Source organism: Streptomyces wuyuanensis (assembly GCF_900103455.1).
GTDB lineage: Bacteria > Actinomycetota > Actinomycetes > Streptomycetales > Streptomycetaceae > Streptomyces > Streptomyces wuyuanensis.
In genome coordinates, this window is sequence record NZ_FNHI01000003.1 from 1,894 (window position 1) to 20,347 (window position 18,454).

General features: G+C 66.5%; 13 protein-coding genes. 4 read left to right on the forward strand and 9 right to left on the reverse strand.

What is annotated here, in order from left to right; translation table 11 throughout:
• From BLT82_RS05555 to BLT82_RS05565, 3 genes are all read right to left on the reverse strand, one after another.
• The coding region (locus tag BLT82_RS05555) for a non-ribosomal peptide synthetase (RefSeq protein ID WP_244291847.1) at positions 1-2,535 on the reverse strand (2,535 nt) is incomplete at its 3' end.
• A gap of 15 nt (positions 2,536-2,550) precedes the next feature.
• Entirely contained in the window at positions 2,551-5,127 is a 2,577-nt protein-coding gene (locus BLT82_RS05560) for a Pls/PosA family non-ribosomal peptide synthetase (protein WP_093652706.1), read from the reverse strand.
• A 1,265-nt stretch (positions 5,128-6,392) separates the two neighbouring features.
• The gene (locus tag BLT82_RS05565) at positions 6,393-7,022 is read right to left on the reverse strand and encodes a hypothetical protein (protein WP_093652998.1); all 630 of its coding nucleotides are present in this window, start codon (positions 7,020-7,022) and stop codon (positions 6,393-6,395) included.
• Between the two features lie 551 nt (positions 7,023-7,573).
• Between BLT82_RS05565 and BLT82_RS05570 the strand changes: the two genes are divergently transcribed.
• The 3 genes from BLT82_RS05570 (at position 7,574) to BLT82_RS05580 (ending at position 10,995) form a co-directional block, all read left to right on the forward strand.
• Positions 7,574-7,819, forward strand: a complete 246-nt coding sequence (locus BLT82_RS05570) for a hypothetical protein (protein ID WP_093652707.1) — start codon at positions 7,574-7,576, stop codon at positions 7,817-7,819.
• A gap of 250 nt (positions 7,820-8,069) precedes the next feature.
• On the forward strand, positions 8,070-8,876 hold the full coding sequence (locus BLT82_RS37550; protein ID WP_244291872.1) for a hypothetical protein: 807 nt from the start codon (positions 8,070-8,072) through the stop codon (positions 8,874-8,876).
• The gene (locus tag BLT82_RS05580) at positions 8,857-10,995 is read left to right on the forward strand and encodes a DNA methyltransferase (RefSeq protein WP_093652708.1); all 2,139 of its coding nucleotides are present in this window, start codon (positions 8,857-8,859) and stop codon (positions 10,993-10,995) included. Before BLT82_RS37550 ends, BLT82_RS05580 begins: the two co-directional genes overlap by 20 nt.
• A 407-nt stretch (positions 10,996-11,402) precedes the next feature.
• Here the strand turns inward: BLT82_RS05580 and BLT82_RS05585 are convergent, their stop codons facing one another.
• The 3 genes from BLT82_RS05585 to BLT82_RS05595 form a co-directional block, all read right to left on the reverse strand.
• Positions 11,403-12,143 carry an MAE_28990/MAE_18760 family HEPN-like nuclease gene (locus BLT82_RS05585; protein ID WP_143041472.1) on the reverse strand — a complete coding sequence of 247 codons (741 nt, stop codon included), beginning with the start codon at positions 12,141-12,143 and terminating at the stop codon, positions 11,403-11,405.
• A gap of 6 nt (positions 12,144-12,149) precedes the next feature.
• Complete coding sequence (locus tag BLT82_RS05590; protein WP_093652710.1) at positions 12,150-13,268, reverse strand: DUF262 domain-containing protein; 1,119 nt, start codon at positions 13,266-13,268, stop codon at positions 12,150-12,152.
• A gap of 264 nt (positions 13,269-13,532) precedes the next feature.
• Positions 13,533-14,090, reverse strand: a complete 558-nt coding sequence (locus tag BLT82_RS05595; protein ID WP_093652711.1) for a condensation domain-containing protein — start codon at positions 14,088-14,090, stop codon at positions 13,533-13,535.
• Positions 14,091-14,861: 771 nt separating this feature from the next.
• Here BLT82_RS05595 and sbnA point away from each other — a divergent pair.
• Positions 14,862-15,845, forward strand: coding sequence for a 2,3-diaminopropionate biosynthesis protein SbnA (sbnA, locus tag BLT82_RS05600; protein WP_093652712.1), 984 nt, complete (start codon positions 14,862-14,864; stop codon positions 15,843-15,845).
• Positions 15,846-15,953: 108 nt separating this feature from the next.
• On the opposite strand, the gene BLT82_RS05605 is transcribed toward sbnA, so the two are convergent.
• From BLT82_RS05605 to BLT82_RS05615, 3 genes are all read right to left on the reverse strand, one after another.
• Complete coding sequence (locus tag BLT82_RS05605; RefSeq protein ID WP_093652713.1) at positions 15,954-16,316, reverse strand: DUF4180 domain-containing protein; 363 nt, start codon at positions 16,314-16,316, stop codon at positions 15,954-15,956.
• A gap of 195 nt (positions 16,317-16,511) precedes the next feature.
• Complete coding sequence (locus BLT82_RS05610) at positions 16,512-16,928, reverse strand: TIGR03668 family PPOX class F420-dependent oxidoreductase (protein ID WP_093652714.1); 417 nt, start codon at positions 16,926-16,928, stop codon at positions 16,512-16,514.
• Between the two features lie 11 nt (positions 16,929-16,939).
• On the reverse strand, positions 16,940-17,764 hold the full coding sequence (locus BLT82_RS05615) for an LLM class F420-dependent oxidoreductase (protein WP_093652715.1): 825 nt from the start codon (positions 17,762-17,764) through the stop codon (positions 16,940-16,942).
• Positions 17,765-18,454 lie beyond the last annotated feature (690 nt).

The window sequence follows — 18,454 nt, forward strand, 5'->3', positions numbered from 1 at the left end:
GTTCTTGTCGAGGAGTGCGGCGAGGTCGGTGAGGACGGGGTGGCGGGTGACGTCCTTGAGGGTGACGGCCCGGTCGAGGGCGATGGCGAGTTTCACCGCGGACAGCGACGTACCGCCCCGGTCGAAGAAGTGGTCGCCACGGCCGATCCGGTCCTCGGGGACACCGAGCACGGCCGACCAGGCCGCCGCCAGCCGCCGTTCCGCCGGCGTCGAGGGCGCCTCACCCCCACCGGCCGCGTTCCCGCCGTCCAGCGTCGCGGCAAGCGCCACCAGCGCCTTCTTGTCGACCTTGCCGTTCGCGGTCAGCGGCAGCCCGGACCGCCAGTGGAACACCGACGGCACCATGTACGACGGCAGCGTCGCCCCCAGCCCGGCCGCCAGCACACCCGCCTCCAACGGCGCCACCGCGGTGTAGAACGCCACCAACTGCGTCCCCGCCGGACCCTGCGCGGCAACCACCGCACCGTCACGCACCCCCACCTGACGCAACAACGTGTTCTCGATCTCACCGATCTCGATCCGGAACCCCCGGATCTTCACCTGCGTGTCCCGCCGCCCCAGGAACTCCAGCTTCCCCGACACATCCCAGCGCCCACGATCCCCACTGCGATACAACCGCTCACCCGGCCGCAACGGATCCGCCACGAACGCCGCCCCCGTCCGCTCCGGATCGTTCACATACCCACGCCCCACACACACGCCCGAGAACACGATCTCCCCCGGCGCGCCCAACGGCACCGGCCGCAACCGCCCGTCCACCACATACACATGCACATTGGCCACCGGCCGCCCCAGCAGCACCCGCTCCGGCACCCCCGTCATCACCTCGTGATTGGTGTCGTCACAGGTCTCCGTCAACCCGTACGCGTTCACCAGCCGGATCCCCGGCTGCGCGGCGAACCACCGCTCCACCAGCTCCCGCTTCAACGCCTCACCCGTCACCGACACACACCGCAACCGGTCCAGCGACCGCGGCTCGTGCTCCAGCGCCGCCAGCACCGCCTCCAGATACGACGGCACCACCTGCACCACATTCACCCCCGCACCGGTGACCGTGTCCAGGAAACGCGGCACGTCCAGCACCGCCTCCTGCTCCACCAGCACCGTCCGCCCACCCACCAGCAGCCCCGCCACCAACTGCCACAGCGAAATGTCGAAACACTGCGGAGCGACCTGCGCCACCGCACTGCCCTCGACGATCCCCAAATCGTCGATCTTCGCGAACAGATGGTTCACCAGCCCCGCGTGCTCGCACATCGCCCCCTTCGGCTCACCCGTCGAACCCGACGTGAAGTAGATGTACGCCAACTGATCCCCCGCCACCGGCACATGCAGATCCCCCTCCGCATGCCCCTCGCCATAAGCGGTACCGACCAGCAGCCGCTCCACCCCCGCGACACCCGCCAGCGCCTCGTCCAGCGTCGCCGTGCTGCCCGGCTCCGTCAGCACCACCCGGCACCCCGCCCGCGACAACGTCGCCGTGATCCGCCCCGCCGGGAAATGCGGCTCCACCGGCAGATACACCCCACCCGCCTTGAACACCGCCAGCACCGAAGCCAGCCAGTCCACATTCCGCTCCAGCACCACCCCCACCACACCCTCCCCCCCGACCCCACGCGCCCGCAGCGCCCGCGCAATCCGGTTCGCCCGCCCGTTCAACTCCCCGTACGTCCACTCCCGACCCCCATGCACCACCGCCACCGCACCCGGATGCGCCCGCACCCGCTCCTCGAACAACTCGTGCACCCGCAACCCCGGCAACTCCCGCCGCCGCCCCGCCAGACCATCCACCTGAAAAGCAACCTCCTGGTCGGACACCAGGCTCGTGTCGCCGCACGCGGCATCCGGATCCGCCGCGATCCGCTCGAGCGCGGCCAGGTGGTAACCCGCGATCCGGCCCGCCGCCTCCCCGTCCAGCACATCGGTGCGATACCGCAGCCGAAGCACCACCGTCCCGTCCCCGCCCTCCACCACCACCAGCCGCAGCACCGTCCCGGCACCCACATCCCCGTCCGCGCCGAACGGATCGAACTCGGCTTCGGTCACCGGACCCGTGATCGCCAGCTGCCGGCGCAGCTCCTCCACCGGGAAGTCCCGGTGCTCCAGCAGTCCCGTGGTCACGCGGTGTGCGTCGAGCACCAGCGCCCGCCAGGTGCGTTCGCCGTCGACGGCCAACCGGCAGGGCAGCGCCCGGGCGCCCGGGGCGGCACCCGGTTCCGGTCCCCAGCCGGTCATCGCGTCGTCCTCGCCCGACAGCACGCCCAGCACGCGTGCGTGCGCCGCGAGCACCACCGCGCCCAGCGGCACACCCCACTCTTCGGCCAGGCGGCGTAGCGCCTTCGCGGACACGCCGGGGACGGCCGCCTCGTACGCCCCGTACCCGCCCGTGCCGGGCGCCGGTCCGCCCGCCACCCACCGGGGCACCGCGGTGAAGCCGCCCGCTGCCAGTACCTCGCGCCAGAACTCCCGGCCCGCGTCGGTGCGCGCCGCTCGCGGTTCCGCCGGCTGCGTCGTCCGCGCCATCTGCGTCTCCATCGATACGTCCTCCCCTCACCCTCGCCCGGGCGCCGCGTGCCCCTGCGGGCTGCCGTTCAGCGCGACGGGTCGATAGGCGGCCCCACGCGCCTCGGCGGCCGGGTTCCCGACCCACCGTGCGTGGGCGGGCATCTCCTCGCCCTTCATCAGGAAGGCGTCGGCGCCGAGCTGGGCGTGGTCGCCCATCGTCACGCCGTAGTGCACGAGGGAGTTGACGCCGAGGGTGCAGCCGGTGCCGAGGACGCTGTGGTCGGACTTGAACGTGCCGTCCTCCTGCGAGTGGCACTGGATCCTGCTCCCCTGGTTGAGCGTGCAGAAGTCACCGATCGTGGTCAGCGTCCGCTCCGTGAGGCCGGCGCCGTCGTCGAAGACGCGCTTCCCGATGTGCACGCCCAGCATCCGCCACAGGAGCGTCTTGTACGGCGTGCCGCTGAAGAGGTTGAGGTAGTGCTCGGGGACCTTCCAGAGGCGCTCGTGCCACCAGAAGTACGGGTCGTAGATCGAGCACAGCTTCGGCTCCAGCGAGCGGAAGCGGGTGATGAACCGTTCCGACAGAGTGAAGTAGCAGCCGGTGAACGCCAGAGTGATCGCGAGATACAGGGCGATCATCAGCTGCCCGAACACGCCGTACATGTCGAGCGCCGCCAGAGCGAACGCCGTGAGCACGAACGCGTGCACCCAGCGCACGAACAGCCAGAAGGCCATGGTGCGGAGGTTGTAGCGGTTCTTCGCGGCGAGGTTGCGGCGGAACTCGTCGCCGGTCCTCAGGTGGTCGAACCGGGTGTCCCGCTCGACGGTGCGCGGGATCCCGAAGCACGGTGCTCCCAGCAGGCCCACGTTCTCGCGGACCTCGCCGTCGAGCGGGATCATCACCTTCGTCGCGAGCAGGGTGTTCTCGCCGGTCCTGCCCCCGGACGGGTAGGCGATGTTGTTGCCGAGGAAGCTGCGCGGGCCTATGACGGTCCGGGAGACGCGAAACGAGGTCCCCGAGAATTCCGCGTTCATGACGGAGAGCCCGTCGGCGACCATCGTTCCGCTTCCCACGGTGGTGAGGTACGGGGACTCGTGCTGCACATGGGTGCCGAAGTTGGACCCGGTCTGCTCCACCTTGGACAGGTCGTAACCGAGGAAGCGCAGATAGTGGACGATGTACGAGCTGTCTCCGAAGAGCCAGCCGAAGAACTTGACGTTCGTCATCCGCGCGATGAGCCGGTGCAGGGAGTATTGCAGTCCGTACAGCGGATAGACCTTGTCCGGCTTGATCGTCAGGCTGAGCAGCCGCGGCACGGTGAACAGCCAGACCAGGCCCAGGACGAGAGATCCGAAGAAGAGGACGGCGGACAGGATCAGGGCGTCGACGTACAGCGTCGCCGACGTGACGTGCGTCGCGCCGGGGCCGAGCACCTGGTTCAGCGCCGGGATCTCCGTCAGCAGGAGGTAGGCGCCGCCGACCGACAGCGGGACCCACAGCACGAACAGCTGGACCACGGTGCCGAGTCCGAAGAGCGCCCGGCGCAGGGTGCCGCAACGCGCCGCCGGCACGCGCACGTAGTCGACGTCGGTGCGCTCGGCCGGGGAGCCGTGCCAGTGCTCGCCGTCCGGGATCGACTCACCGCTCTGCAGCACGGAGGCGTGGCCCAGTTGGGCCCGGTCGCCCATCGAGGTGCCGATGTCGAGCACGGTCTTCTCACCGACGAACGCGTCCCGGCCGATCGTGACGTGTCCCGTCTGGATGCGACCGGCGTGGGCGCGGTAGCCGGTGAAGCCGGACTCCTTGCGGATGACCGTGCCGGAGCCGATCGTCAGCAGGTCGGTGCACACCGGGACGGTCCGGGAAAGGATCGTGACGCCCTTTCCGATCCGGGCGCCGAGGGCCCGTAGATAGAGCACGTACAGCGGATTTCCGACGTAGAACCTCATCGGGTTCGCGTTTACCAGCACCTTGACGGTCCAGAACCGCAGATACGCCAGTCCCCAGACGGGAAACTCCTGTGGCTTCCAGCGGCCGACCAGAATCCATTTGGCGGCGATGGGAAAGAGGCAGAGCGCAAGCATCGCGGCGCTGCCGAAGACCAGGGAACGCAGATAGAGGTGCACCAGGCCCGAGCCCTTGGAAACCCATTCGAAGCCGCGGGCGGTCACGGTGCCGAGGGCAAAGCAATAGGCAAGGAAAATCAGGGTCTGCGCGGTCCCGCAGAGGACGTAGGTCCTTCTGTCGACGGGTACGACCGTCTCGGCCGGTTCGGGTGCGGAGGACGTCTCGGGCGGGGGTGCCTCGACCGCGAGGGCCGTCACCAGGCTCCGGATCGTCGGGTACTGGTAGATGTCCTTCATCGACACCGACGGAAGGTCTCCGCGCTTCCTGACCCGGGCGCAGAACTGCGCCATGACCAGCGAGTTGGCGCAGAGGTCGTCGAAGAAATGGCTGTCCACCGATATCTGCTCGGCCTTCACCAGGCCGCCCAGCACTTCGGCGAAGTCCCTCTCGGCAACTGCCGTCCCCGTTCCCGCCGCCGAGCCGTCGATTCGGCGCGCGTTGCGCGCCGATTCATCCGGCTCGGGCGTCAGGACCTCGACAGATTTTTCCACCATGCGAGCTCCTTGAGGAAATGCCGGTCGCCATGTTTCCGTGCGGCCGGCACTCGTTGTCCTCACGCTCCGGCGACGGCCGGAGCGAGCAATCCCGGAAGTCACGCGGTCGTGAGCTCTTCTCCGGTCACAATCACGATCACCAGTCTCCGCCGTGCATCGCCGGGTTGCCACTTGGACTCGATCCCACCGGACTGCCCTGCGACGGGACGGCGACACCGGTGAATCCCGGCCGCCGAACCGCGGATGACCAGCAGTCCGGCCACCGCATCAAAGCTGTTGTCGTCGTCAGGACGAGGCGACGTCCCCAGGCCACCGAACCGCTGGTGGCGGCCGCTCCGCGAGGCGCCTGAATCGCACCCGTCAGGTATTCGGCACCGGCGCCCGGGCGGATGGGAAATTCATCGATCAAATGTCTTCAAAGTGCCGAGCGGAGTTCGACCGGTCGGGTGAGAGGGGCGTGGGGGAAGGGGTGGAGGGGCGCGCGCGGGGGGCGCGCGGGGGGCGCGTACGCAGGGCGTACGAGGGAGATGACGGGCGGACGGGGACAGTGGGACGGGGCGGTTGGGCTGGATGGGGACAGCGGTAGGGGGCGGTTGGGCTGGATGGGGACAGTGGGACGGGGCGGTTGGGCCGGACGGGGACAGCGGGACGGGGCGGCTGGGCCGGACGGGGACAGCGGGACGGGGCGGTGGGCCGGACGGGCGAAAGGCCGCCGGCGGATGCCGGTTGGACCGGGATCTCCGGCGTCTGGACCGGGGCTTCGCGGGGTTGGACCTGGAGTGCGCCGCGACTGGCCGGGACGTCGAGCGGGTTGGACCTGGAGTGCGCCGCGACTGGCCGGGACGTCGAGCGGGTTGGACCTGGAGTGCGCGGCGTCTGGCCGGAATGTCGGCCTGGTGGCCTTGGAGTGCGCCGCGTCCGGCCTGGAGTGGCGCCGTGCCTTGCCTGGGCCGCGGTGTCGATACGGGGCCGTTCCTGGTGTGCTGCCTGACCCGGGTGTGGACCGGGGCCGGCCCCGGACCGTCGCCGTGCCTCGCCGGGGCCGGGCGTCGTGCGGGGTCGACCGGGACTTCGCAGCCTCGGCCCGGCGTGCCCCGCTCCGCCGCCACCACCGGCCGAGCGAAACCCTGACGGCCGTCGCACGAACGGCGTACCGCAGCTCCGACGGGCCGCCGACCGACGGCGGCGGCCCGTCATCAGGGAGGCGAGCCGGCGAAGGGCCGGGCCGACGGGGGAGTCCCTCGTACGGCCCGCCCCGGAAGCGCCTACGGAATCCGAATACTGTCGACGATCTGCTGATGGGTCTTGTTCAGGGCCTTCTCGTTCGCCTCCGGCCCGACGGAAACGACCTGGACCAGATACTTGTCGCCGTCGATGAGGCGGGTGGAGCCGCTCATCCGCTCCCCTTCGTCCGTCGCGATCCGCGCGTCCAGCGCGGGCCGGCCCTCGACCGTGGTCTCCTTGGCGCCCGTACTGATGAACGAGCTCCCGGTCTCCTCCTTCACTCCTTCTATAAAGGACTGGAGCTCGGTCGCGAGCCGCATGTCATAGGTGTCCGGCACTTCGGTGACGGCGAAGACCACGAAGCCCTCCTTGGTCTCCAGCAGATACCCGCGGCTGGTCACGTCCTGGCCGAGAATGCGTTCGGTGTGCTTCTGGAGGGTGGCCTTGCCGGGCAGGTCCACCGTGACCCCGGTGGGAGCGTCGGTGGTCTTCACCCACCCCGCACGAAGCTCGGCCTGTATCGCGGTGACGGCACCGGCACGCGGAGTGACGGGGGCGGCGCTCGCGGTGGAGGACGCCACAGCACCTCCGGCGACGGCAGCGGCGGCGAGGGAGAACACAAGGAGACGCTTGGTTCGGGCCAGTGTCAGGGACCGGGATCCATGGGACATGAAGATCACTTCCGTCGAGAGAGGTCGGCAAGGGGGATCTGTCGAAACGACCCGGGGCATTCGGCGAAACCACTTACCGACGAGCCGCGCGGTCCGACCGATCCGGCCGGGCCCGCATCTCCATTACGCCGGGACGGACGACGGGCGTCATGCCCCTGGATCGCGTGACACGGGAATTCGGGACTTGACGGCGGAGGCGCCCTGTGGATGATGCGGCGGCGCAGCTGACGAGACCGAACCGTCACGGGCGGCTGCGCCGGAGAAGTCCAAGGTGTCCAACCCGGCCGCCCCACACGCCGCGGCCAATCCGGGGCAGGCGCGGAATCGCAGGTCCTGCCGACTCGCTACGCGAACTGCCTCGGCGGCAGGCAGGAAGTCGCCAGCCGCCGGAACGCGGATTTCCCGCGGGAGTACGAGTGATCACGGGTGCTGTGGTGCTTCATAATCCGAGCGTGAGTATGTCCGACGATGGCTCGAAGCTTGACCCGGAGTGGATCGAGGTCGGCAACAACGTATGCGGCACACTGCGCGGTTGTCGTGATGCTTCGGCTGTGGCTGAGCACTTCGAGCAAGCCGGCTGGAGGTCGCGGTCGTCCTCCTGGTACGGCTACGAGGTCGAAACCAACTGGTGCCAGGTGGAGATCGACCCCTTCGAGGACTCGGACCTCCTGCTCAACGGGGTCGTCGATCCGCGGCGTTTCCACGAGCTCGCCGGTTTCCTGGACCGGTTCGGGCTGAGGTACTCACTGGAGCTCTACGACGAAGACGACGGCTTGGTCCGCGAGATCCACGCTTGATCGCGAAGACCCGTCCTCAGCCTTCTCGCTGGTGGCGGGGTCTTTGGGCACCTTCTTTGAAGCCCCCGGCAGGATTCGAACCTGCGCACACGGCTCCGGAGGCCCCTGCAGTACCGGTCAAAGCAGCAGGTCATGGTCTCGCGCGCGCCCTGAAGGGCGCGATCCGTCCACACATGGTCCACAGCGCCGTTAGTGTGGCCCAGCGTGTTAAGGGTGACCACGGAACCGCTAAAAGGGGCGAATCGTGACAATGGCGACAGTTGCCGCAGTTTTCCTCTCCTGCTATGAGGCCATGCAGCGTGGGGAGCTGATTCACCGCAGAAATAGGAGGGATAAGGAGTTCCACTTCCAGGATTGGGTCGGCAACCGAATCACCGAAACAGGATTTTTGTGGGAAGAGACGAAGAGGAACAAATACCCTGACTACATCATGGTTGACCATCTCGAAGGATACGAGGTGAAAGGGCTAGAGACCCCTGGGAGGCAGACGGACTTTGATTGTAACAGTCAGCTCGCGACTGGAATGCATGACGGAAGGTCGGTGTACTACATATTCGGCCGGTACCCCAAAAAGCCTGAGGGCGACCAGTTCCCGGTTCTTGACCTAGTTATCTGCCATGGTGATTTCCTGAATGCCCATCACGATTACGTACACAAGAATGACAGCTTCCGCGATTTCGGATCCTACGGCGATATCCTGGTGCGGGATCGGAAGATGTACGTCGCTCCGACGCCTTATGCGCTAGCGGACGGCTTCATCTCCAATTGCACGTTGATCGCTCCAAAAGATGAGCTGCTTGACGGGCGTGATAGTCTACGGGAGGTCGGCTCCCTGGTTCGGGCCGATGCCGATAAAATTGCGTCTAGGTACACCTTCGACTTCCGTGACAACTCCTTGCGTACGGAATTGGCGGATAATCCGACAGCCGGATCTACTCGTACCTTCACGGCGTACAGAGCAAAGAGCGATCCGGCCGGTGAAGTTGCCATGAAGCCCCTGAGGCGGGTACCTCGACAGCCCCTACTGGATGAGACCGATGAACTATCCAATCCCTGACCACTCGGCTCTTTTTGGCGCTGACTCGCAGGTTTATCGAGGTATCCCGAGCTCGTCTGCGCTGGAGGTCGCGTTTCCGGCAGTCGAGCTCAGTAAGATCGCGGAGAACGAGTCATGGCGTAAAGAAGTCCATCGGCCGGCTACAAGCACCCATAAATGGTGGGCTAAGCGGCTGGGGAGTGTATTCCGTGGCATCATGGCTGCGGCGGTCACTGAGGCTGAGGATGATGCGTTCAAAACGTACAGCAGCCCTGTAGATCTTCGAGACTTGGTTGTGTTCGATCCATTCGCGGGTTCTGGCACAACCGTAGTCGAAGCCGCAAAACTGGGCGCGAGTGTCATCGGTTCAGACATTAATCCTGTTGCAACGCTTGTCCAGCGTCAAGCTGTGCAATGTTGGGATGTTTCTGAATTGCATCGAGCGTTCAAACTGGTTGAATCGAATTGCCGTGAAGAGATTGACCGTGTCCATCGCACCGAAACTGGGGAGACGGTCCTCTATTACTTCTGGGTAGCCGTGGCTTCGTGCCCACATTGCGCCGCCAGAACTCGTCTCTTCTCGACGCACGTCTTCTCGCAGAACGCCTATCCCAAAAGGGTTCCCGACGCCCAGCTGGTCTGTCCGGAATGCTTGGATGTGCAGCCCGGGCGTTACGATTTCCAGTTGGCGAAATGCCGCAATGGGCATGAGTTTGGGCGCGCTGGTGCAGTAAACCGCACCCAGATGACGTGCCCCAATGGGCACATTTCGAAGGTGCTTGACGCTCTCGGCGGAGAAATCCCTGAGCGCGAGATGTATGCCAAGATCGTTTTGGGGCGTGACGGGAAAAAGCGATACGAGCCAATCAACGCGTTTGACAGGTCGCTTTATGCCGAATGCGTCGACTTGCTCAGCGCTCAGGAATCTGACCTTGTTCTTCCGGTGGGGCGCCTTGATGTGGGAGAGAATACTCGTCAGGCGATGCGATGGGGCTTCGTGGAGTGGCGTCAGTTCTTTAATGAGCGGCAACTATATTCGCTGGGGCTGCTTGGTTCTGCAATTCGGGACGTAAAAGCAGGGTACGCCGAGCGAGAGGCCCTAGTTGCACTCTTCTCTGGGACGCTCGAATTCAACAACATGTTCTGTTCCTTCAAGGGTGAGGGAACCGGAGCGGTCAGGCATATGTTCAGTCACCACATCCTCAAGCCCGAACGTATGCCGCTCGAGGCGCACCCATGGGGCTCGCCTGCATCCTCAGGGTCATTCTCCACGCTTTTCCGTAGCCGCATCCTTCGAGCACACGAATACAAGACTGACCCCGTCGATCAACTGTTGGTCGAAGGCGGCGTGCAGAGGGTCACAGGTGTGTCACTCCCGTTCGATGGCCAGCTAGTTACTGCTTGGCCAGAGCAGGGCCTCGGCCACAGGCAGGTCTACATCCGTAATGGTGATTCGTCCCGCACCGACTTGCCACCAGCGTCTGTGGACCTCGTTGTAACCGATCCTCCTTACATGGATAACGTCCACTACTCCGAACTCGCCGACTTCTTCCATGCCTGGCTTATGGGCATGAAACCTTTCTCGGATTATCCATATTCCGAGGAGACGACAAGGAGTTCTGAAGAAGTTCAGAGTGCTGATCCCCGGGAGTTCGGTGATGCGATCTCGCGCGTCTGGAAGGAGTGTGAGCGAGTTCTGAAGCCGGGCGGTTTGTTGGCCTTTACCTTTCATCAGGCTCGGCTCACGGGGTGGGTGAGTCTTGTCGAGGCGCTAGCTAATGCCGGCCTTGGTGTGACAGCTATTCAACCGATCAAGGGGGAGATGAGTACGAGTGTCACGAAGGGCGGAAAGGAACCTTCAAACCTTGACTCGATCATCGTATGCAGGAGAAGCGGGGAGGTTCCTCCCGGCGACGACTCACCTGAGGCTGCGGCGGCCCGAGGGGAGCAACTCCTCGCTGAACTCCAGAAGGCAGGCATCCAGGTTGGCGTCGGAGACGTGAAGTCGGTGATTCGGGGTCACGTACTTGCGACCTACACGCTTGGGCAAGATACGGAGCTCGCCGCTCTCGCGGAGCTAGCGGATTCGCTGGCGAGCGCGAGTGTGACTCGCCTTTGTGGCGCTGCTAAGCCCGCGTAGGAGGCAGAGGCGGAGCCTCGATCCTTGCGTCAAGCCGAGCTGAGACCAGTTCCGAAGAGGTGACTGACCTGCGGGCACGTAGTCGATCAACGCCTTGACCTGCGGCTGAGCCGTCAACGTTTGTCAGCGTTGCTCGCCGTTGAGCGCCCCGCATGGTCCCGAGACGGCCCCACCGGGGCGCGGTGGGTTGCCCCTCGCGAACTACGGGCGGGGAGGTCGCTGAGTCTGCTGGGCTGCTCAGCAGCGTTGTCGGCGGCGCCAGAGGTTGTCACTGGTCGGTGAGGTTGCTGTGCTTCGCTGCTCTACCGTAAGGACTCCGTACCCGGTGAGACAGACTCGGATGCTCACTCGAGCACGTCGCCCCAGGGCAGAGAAGGTGGCCGGCCCGTCCTCACACCACCCCTGATTCACCTCAAAGAACAGCAATGCTGAATGCGCCGTTCAACTATGAAGGCAATGCATTGGGCTAGGTCTTTCACGAAGACCATGTACGATTCGACTTCGAATGGTGTGGGCTTCTCATCCCGATCCCCATGCGCAATCTTGTTCCTTCTTTCTACGATCTCGGTCAGCTTGACGTCGACCTTGAGGCTCGTTGCACCGTCTCCTCGGGCGAGGATTGCAGCATTCACATGCGAATCCGCCTCGGTGATGACGTCATTCACATCGAGAAGGGAAAAAACCGCCTCCAGTATCTCTGGCTTGGCGTTTGTGAACTGCCTCGTGAGCAGCTTGGATGACAAGAGCTGCGGGTTTACGGCCCGGTCGGAATCCCAGAGCTGAGCATAGGTGGTGAACAAGCGGCGAGTCCGATGGATTCGGTCAGGCCCCTCCGTGCCGAATATCTCTTGAAGGCGCTCTCGAGTGTGCAGCTCCAATAGTCCTGCAGGCAGCCGCCGCGTCGGCGGTTTCGCTTGGCGGATCTCATCAATGAGTTCCGTCAACGCCGCTTTCACGAAACCTTCAAAGTGGGCGACCAGCATTACTACGCAGGCCCGTGTGATTGCGTTAACCAGCTCACGTTCCTGCGTATGGCTGGCAGTCGATCCGCTCCCAAGTGGAGCGGCAGGGCGTGCGGCAAGCAAAGTCTCGACCTCGCGGAGACTGTCAATAAACTCGGAGTACGACTCCAGAGCAGGCTCGGCCATCAGCCCTCACAGTTCAGGGAGGTCGGGAAGTTCACAGCGCACGCCCAGCCGCGTCAATCCGGTGGCAAACGCCTTGATGCGGCCATGCATCCTGGTCCTGTCGGCCGTCGCTCGACCGATAGATGTCTGAAAACTTTCCCGGTCCAGCAGCTCTTCGCGCAGCGTGCGAACCTCGCCTGCCTTACTGATAGCTGCCCCTCGATCCGAGAAGGACAGTGCCATCATGATGGAGTCAAAGAGCGCCTTGTTGAACGCCCCCAACTTACCATCACGCATGATCCGGAACGCCTCGGAGCCAAAGATCTCGTGTACGGCGTTGCAGGTCTCTTCAAATATCTTGACCGCGTCCTCGGTCGGCCTTCCCTTGCGATGCTTCCGCATGTAGGAATTGAGGAGCTGCCGAAGCGGGGGCTTATACGAAGGGAGATCCTCACGGAGAGAGAAGAATCGCAACGCCAATTCTTCATATGCCATGCGCTTATTTTGGATGCCGCCAAGGATTTGACTAAAGTACGACTCGTTGGCGATCTCCTTAAGGAAGGAGTTCAACGATCCCCGATAAATGCAGTTGCGGAGTTCTTGGGCTGCGAGCATCGCAGAGCCGGTGTTTAGCCGCTCGAACACATCGAACTTGATATCAGGGTGAGAGTCATCAGTGATGACGATGCAGCGAATCGTGCGATTTCCAAGTCGCCGCTGCTCCTTCAAGGGCAGATCTTCAAAGTGCAGCCCCTCAAATTCGGTAACCACCGAGACCCCCCGAAGGGAGAACTTTCCGGTCAGAAAGTCATTTACCGTTTGAATGCGCTGCAATCCGTCGATTACCTCGTACGTACCGTCTTCATTTTCCGCAAAATAACAGACGGGCACAGGGATGTTGAGGAGGAAGCTTTCGATCAGCCTGCTCGCTTTAGATCGATCCCATACATACTTCCTCTGATACTCAATGCTCAAGAGCAGCCGCTGCCGGCGAATGTCATCAACGAGAGTCGTCAGAGACAGGTCGTATGGTTGCGTCACGAGCCGTCGCTCTTCGACGGGCACAGTCAGGGCTTCGCCTTGTTCTGCGGTCACGTCCTCCTCTTCGCCGTCAAAGAGGGCGTCTTGATCCGGCTGCGTCGCCACGCTTCTCCCACACCTTCTGAGTCAACTCGTCTGGATGCTTAGCTTATGGGATGTCGGCGACCTCGAGGGTGTGCTTGTCAGAGCTGCCCTGACGGCCCGGCAGGAAACCGCGCGTAGGTCGGCGTAGCGACTTTGGCCGGGAGCTGCTTTGGCGCGAGTGATCATGGCCCCGTAAGCTGTCGGCGCGTCGGGCAGTCTGTGGACCTGCCCGGTAAAGCACGACGTTGGGGCCATGATCTTCGAGGCTCGCGCCAAAGTGGCTGGCTAAAGTCGCGGAGCCGACCGCCCCAGCCACGGACTGGTTCTCACCTGTGGTGTCGCACTACCCTGCCCCGGCCTGGTCTTTCGCCCTGCCTCCACATCCCCGTCCGCGCCGAACGGATCGAACTCGGCTTCGGTCACCGGACCCGTGATCGCCAGCTGCCGGCGCAGGTCCTCCACCGGGAAGTCCCGGTGGAGGACGAGCCGCGCCACGGTGGCGTGGGCGTCCACGACGAGGTTCCGCCACGAGGGAACGTCGGTGGCCACCCGGTACGGCAGCGCCCGGGCGCCCGGGGCGGGGACGTAGCCGGTGACGGCCTCGCTCTCGCCCGACAGCACCGCCAGCACGTGTGCGTGGGCCGCCAGGACCAGCGAGGTGACCGGGATCCCGAGCTCCTCGGCCAGTCGCCGCAGGTCCTGGGCGAGCCCGTCAGGGATCCGGGCCTCGTGGCCCGCGCTCCCCGGCGCCGGCGTCGTCGTCCACCTCGGGATCGTGGTCAGTCCTCCGGCGCTGAGCGCGTCGCGCCAGAACTCCCGGCCGGTGTCCGCATGCATGTCCATCGTGTCCTTCCTCGGTTGCTGAGGTGGTGTGTGGGCCGGCGTCGCAGGCCGGCCGTCAGGGGGCGTGTCCCGGGACCGCGGTGCGGCGAGGAGCGTTGTGTACGGCCTCGTGGTGGAGAGCCTTGTGGTCCCGTACTTCCCGGGCCGGGTTGCCACCCCACCGCGCGTTAGGGGGAACTTCGCGTCCGGGCCGGCCAACGGTCACGTTGCGTGACACCGACCAGGGGCTCCCCCGAGCCGCTCCGGACGGACACCGCCGCAGCGCGCGGCAGCGGACCGCCCGGGAAGGCCGAGGCCGTGGGCCCCGTCCCGCTCACGGAACTGCGAACGCATGGGTCGCACACCTGCAATCTGCCCGGTTGCACTGTCGATTTCCTTGGAATCGTCCGTTCCCGGACGGCCCATTACGGACCGCCCCGGCAGCGGCTCGGCCTTGAGCCGCTCCGCTGGACCGAACGCTCTCCAGTAAGCCCCATCAGGCCGGCCGTGTCCTGCCACTGGAATTCGGTGCTTGACACCGAAAGCGGGTGCGGATAGACGCCACGACCACATTGCACCCCGCGCGAGCATCTCCCATTCCACATCCACACACGCTGCTGACCTGCGCATACATGCGAGAACAGCCACTATCCATGCTGTGCACCGTTGTCAAGTCCCGAATACCGGTGGCATGACGAACAGGGTTTCCGACGGGCGTACTGGAGGGGCGTTCGGAGGTCGTTCCGAACGGCCTTTGTCCCCACTCACCACACGCCCTGGCAGGAGGCCGCCGTGCCTGTCATATCCGTTCCCCAGGACTTCAACGAAGACGATCTCTACGTCGATCTCGAGGAGTTTTCCGGGCACCCGCTGTTCCTGAAATGCGAGGGGTTCAACTTCGCCGGTTCGATCAAGCTCAAGGCCGCCAACGAAATGGTCGAGGCCGCCGAGCGGGACGGCCTTCTGGGGCCGGACTCGATCCTGGTCGAGTCCTCGTCGGGCAACCTGGGCGTGGCACTGAGCATGATCGCCGCCAGCAAGGGCTACCGGTTCCTGTGCGTGACCGACTCGCGCTGCAATCTGTCCACCCGACTGCTGATGGAGGCCCTGGGCGCCGAGGTGCACGTCGTCACCGAACCCGGCGAGGGCGGCTTCCTGGGCGCGCGCATCGACCACGTGCGGGCACTGTGCGCGTCGGACGACCGCCACGTATGGCTGAACCAGTACACGAACCCGAGCAACGGCATGGCCCACTACCGCAGGACCGCCCCGGCCATCGCCCGGCAGTTCCCCGATCTGGACGTGCTGTTCGTCGGTGCCGGAACCACGGGAACGCTGATGGGCTGCGCGCGCTTCTTCAGCGAGTGGCACCGTCCCGTGCGCGTGGTGGCCGTGGACAGCGTCGGATCGGTCACGTTCGGGGACACTCCCGGCAGGAGGATGATCCCCGGCCTGGGCACCAGCGTCCGCCCGCCGCTGCTGGACACCTCGTACGTGGACGAGGTCGTCCACGTCCCCGAAGCCGACACCATCCGGGTGTGCCATCGGCTGGCCCGCCGCGGATTCCTCTTCGGCGGCTCCACCGGCACCGTCGTCAGCGGTGCGACGAGCTGGCTCGCCGCGCACGGCGACGAGAACCTGACCGCGGTGGCCATCGCGCCGGACCTCGGCGAGCGCTATCTGGAGACGATCTACCAGACCAACTGGGTCCACGACCTCTACGGCGAGCACGTGCTCGCCCAGCCGGCCGCGACGGCCCCCTCCCCCGCGGTCTGACAGCGGGCCGGCGGCCGCCCGCCGCGCCGCGCACGGCCGCCACCACCGGACGAACCGGCTCTCGGCGGCCGGGCGGGCCGAGTGCGCGGTCGGCGGGTGCGGGGCCGCTCAGCCCTTCAAGCGCTCCCGCAGTTCCCCGATGTCCGCCACGAACCACGTCTGGCGCCCGCGGTTGCACTCACGGACGAAGTCCCGGAGGGCGGTCGCGGCCTCCGTGCGGGCGGAGATGTCACCCACGATCGCCAGGCCCAGGCGGTAGTTGACGAACTTCTGCACGATGTCGCCGGCGACTCGGGTGCGAAGCCTGAAGAACGACTCGTCGAACCGCTCGGCGGGAACGACGACCCAACGGGCGCCCTGGTACATGGCGTCACCGATGAGATCCAGGGCGTCGGCCTCGCTGCCGATGGGCTTCCCCTCCGCGGCGCAGAGCAGGACCGGGATGTCGTGGATCTTCTCCAAGGCGGTCATCGCAGCAGCCTAAAGGACCGTCCCGACAATCGGCGGTGGACCAGCGCACGGCCGGGTGCAGCGGTGTACCCGGGTCGCCCCGCCCCGCGGCCGGTGCAGCGGCGCGCGACGCTGTCCCGACGCGCGAGGGAGTGCGGTGACGCGGATTCGGGGCGCACGCATCGCGGGCATGCGCGAACGGGCCCGCCGCGCCGCTCAGGAGGCACGCCAGCCGCTCCAGCGCACGACGTCGACGAGGACGACGGGGCCTGCGGGAGGACGCCCGGCGTACTGCTCGTACTTCGCCGTCAGCAGTGCGGTGCAGCGTTCGGCCTCCGGAGATCGGCCCGCCGCCGGGAGCACCCGCGCCTCCCCGTCCGCGCGGACCCACCACAGACGTTCCCAGTCCTCCTCGTAGTGGTCGGCGAGCAGGCACACCGCGGGGTCGGCCTCGATGTTCGCCAGACGTCTCAGCCGGGTCGTGCGCTTCGGCTTGTGGTCCACGGCCGTCATCACCGTGTCGCCGTCCAGGGCGAACACGACGGGGACCAGATGCGGGCCGGCCGTCGCGAGCCGGGCGACGCGAGCCGCCGCGAACCGCTCCCGTGCCTCGGCGCTCGTCAGGGCGGGCATCACGTCCCCGTTCAGCGGAACCCGGACGCGACGCGGGCCAGCCGGTCGAGATGCGCAGCCGTCTCCCCCTCCGGCAGCGTCGGCAGGTAGAACAGCACCCGTTCGACTCCCAGCCGGATGTAGCCCTCGATCTGCTCCGGGTCGTCCGGGACCGCGTACACCGTCACGGGCACGTCCCGGCCGGCCGTACTCCGCAGGCGTTCGATCTGCGGGCCGAGCTGCTCGGGCGGCACGCTGTTGGCGAGCCAGGCGTCGCCGATCGACGCGACCCTGCGGAACGCCCCTTCGCCGCCGCCGACGTAGATCGGCGGATGAGGGCGCTGCACCGGTTTGGGCCAGGCGTAGACGGGGTCGAAGTCCACGAGCTCGCCGTGGAACTCGGCCTTTTCGGCGGTCCACAGCTCCCGCATGGCCAGCAGCCGCTCGTCGGTGAGGCGGCCGCGCGTGCTGGGGTCGGCGCCGTCGTTCGTCATCTCCTCGCGGTTCCAGCCGACCCCCACACCGAAGATCACGCGCCCGTCGGACACCAGGTCGAGCGAGGCCACTTCCTTGGCCGTGGTGATGGGGTCTCGCTGCGGGACGAGCGCGATGCCGGTGGCCAGCAGCAGGCGCCGGGTCACCGCACCGATCACGGACAGGGCGACGAAGGGGTCCAGCGTGCGGTAGTACATGTCCGGCAGCTCACCGCCGCCGGGGTAGGGGGTCCGGCGCGACACCGGGATGTGGGAGTGCTCGGCGATGAACAACGAGTCGAACGCGCGCTCCTCGAGTGCCGATCCCAGCGGGGCCGGGCGGATTCCCTGGTCGGTGATGAAGGTCGAGACTCCGAATTTCACAACCGCTCCTCGGGGTCGAGTACGAGTCGTGTACGGGAGTGGGCGGGTCATGGCTCTCCCCCGCCGGCCCTCCCCGGGCCCGGCCCGGCGGCGGCCCTCACGACACGCGGTCTTCATTGTCCCAGGGGGCCGCGTGGCCGCGCGTGTCCACGCGATACCGGCTCTGACCGGGTGTACGCGTCCGCCGCCGGAGCCCGTCGTCCCGCAGCCCGCCCCCTCCGGCGGCTGCCGGGAGAGAGGGCCGCAGGACGGGCCGTTGGAGGGCGGCGGGCTCAGGCCCAGCCGCGCGCGGGGAGGCGCGGAGGCCGGCCGGGCCGCCGCAGGGCGGGCCCGGCCCATGATGGCGGGCTCACGCCCCGGCCGCGGCGGGGCCGTCGGTCCGCGGCGGAGCGTCGGGTCGCGCTCGGGAGCCGGGTACCGGACCTCCGCGGCGGTCGGCCCGGCCGGGGAGACACGGCGTGCGGTCGCGCCGTGACACCCCGCGTACGACGGCGGCCCCGGCCATGGGTGGCCGGGGCCGCCCGGGTGTCGTCGGTAGCGGTCGGGCTTATGGTCCGCTTATGGGCCGTGCTCGGTGGATCCGCCGCACCCCGGTCGTACCGCTCGGCCGCCGGTGCCGCGGCGCCGTGCACCGCCTGGTGCTCCGCCCGGCCCGGTGTCCCGGTGGGCCGGGCGAGAGGCGCGGCCCGG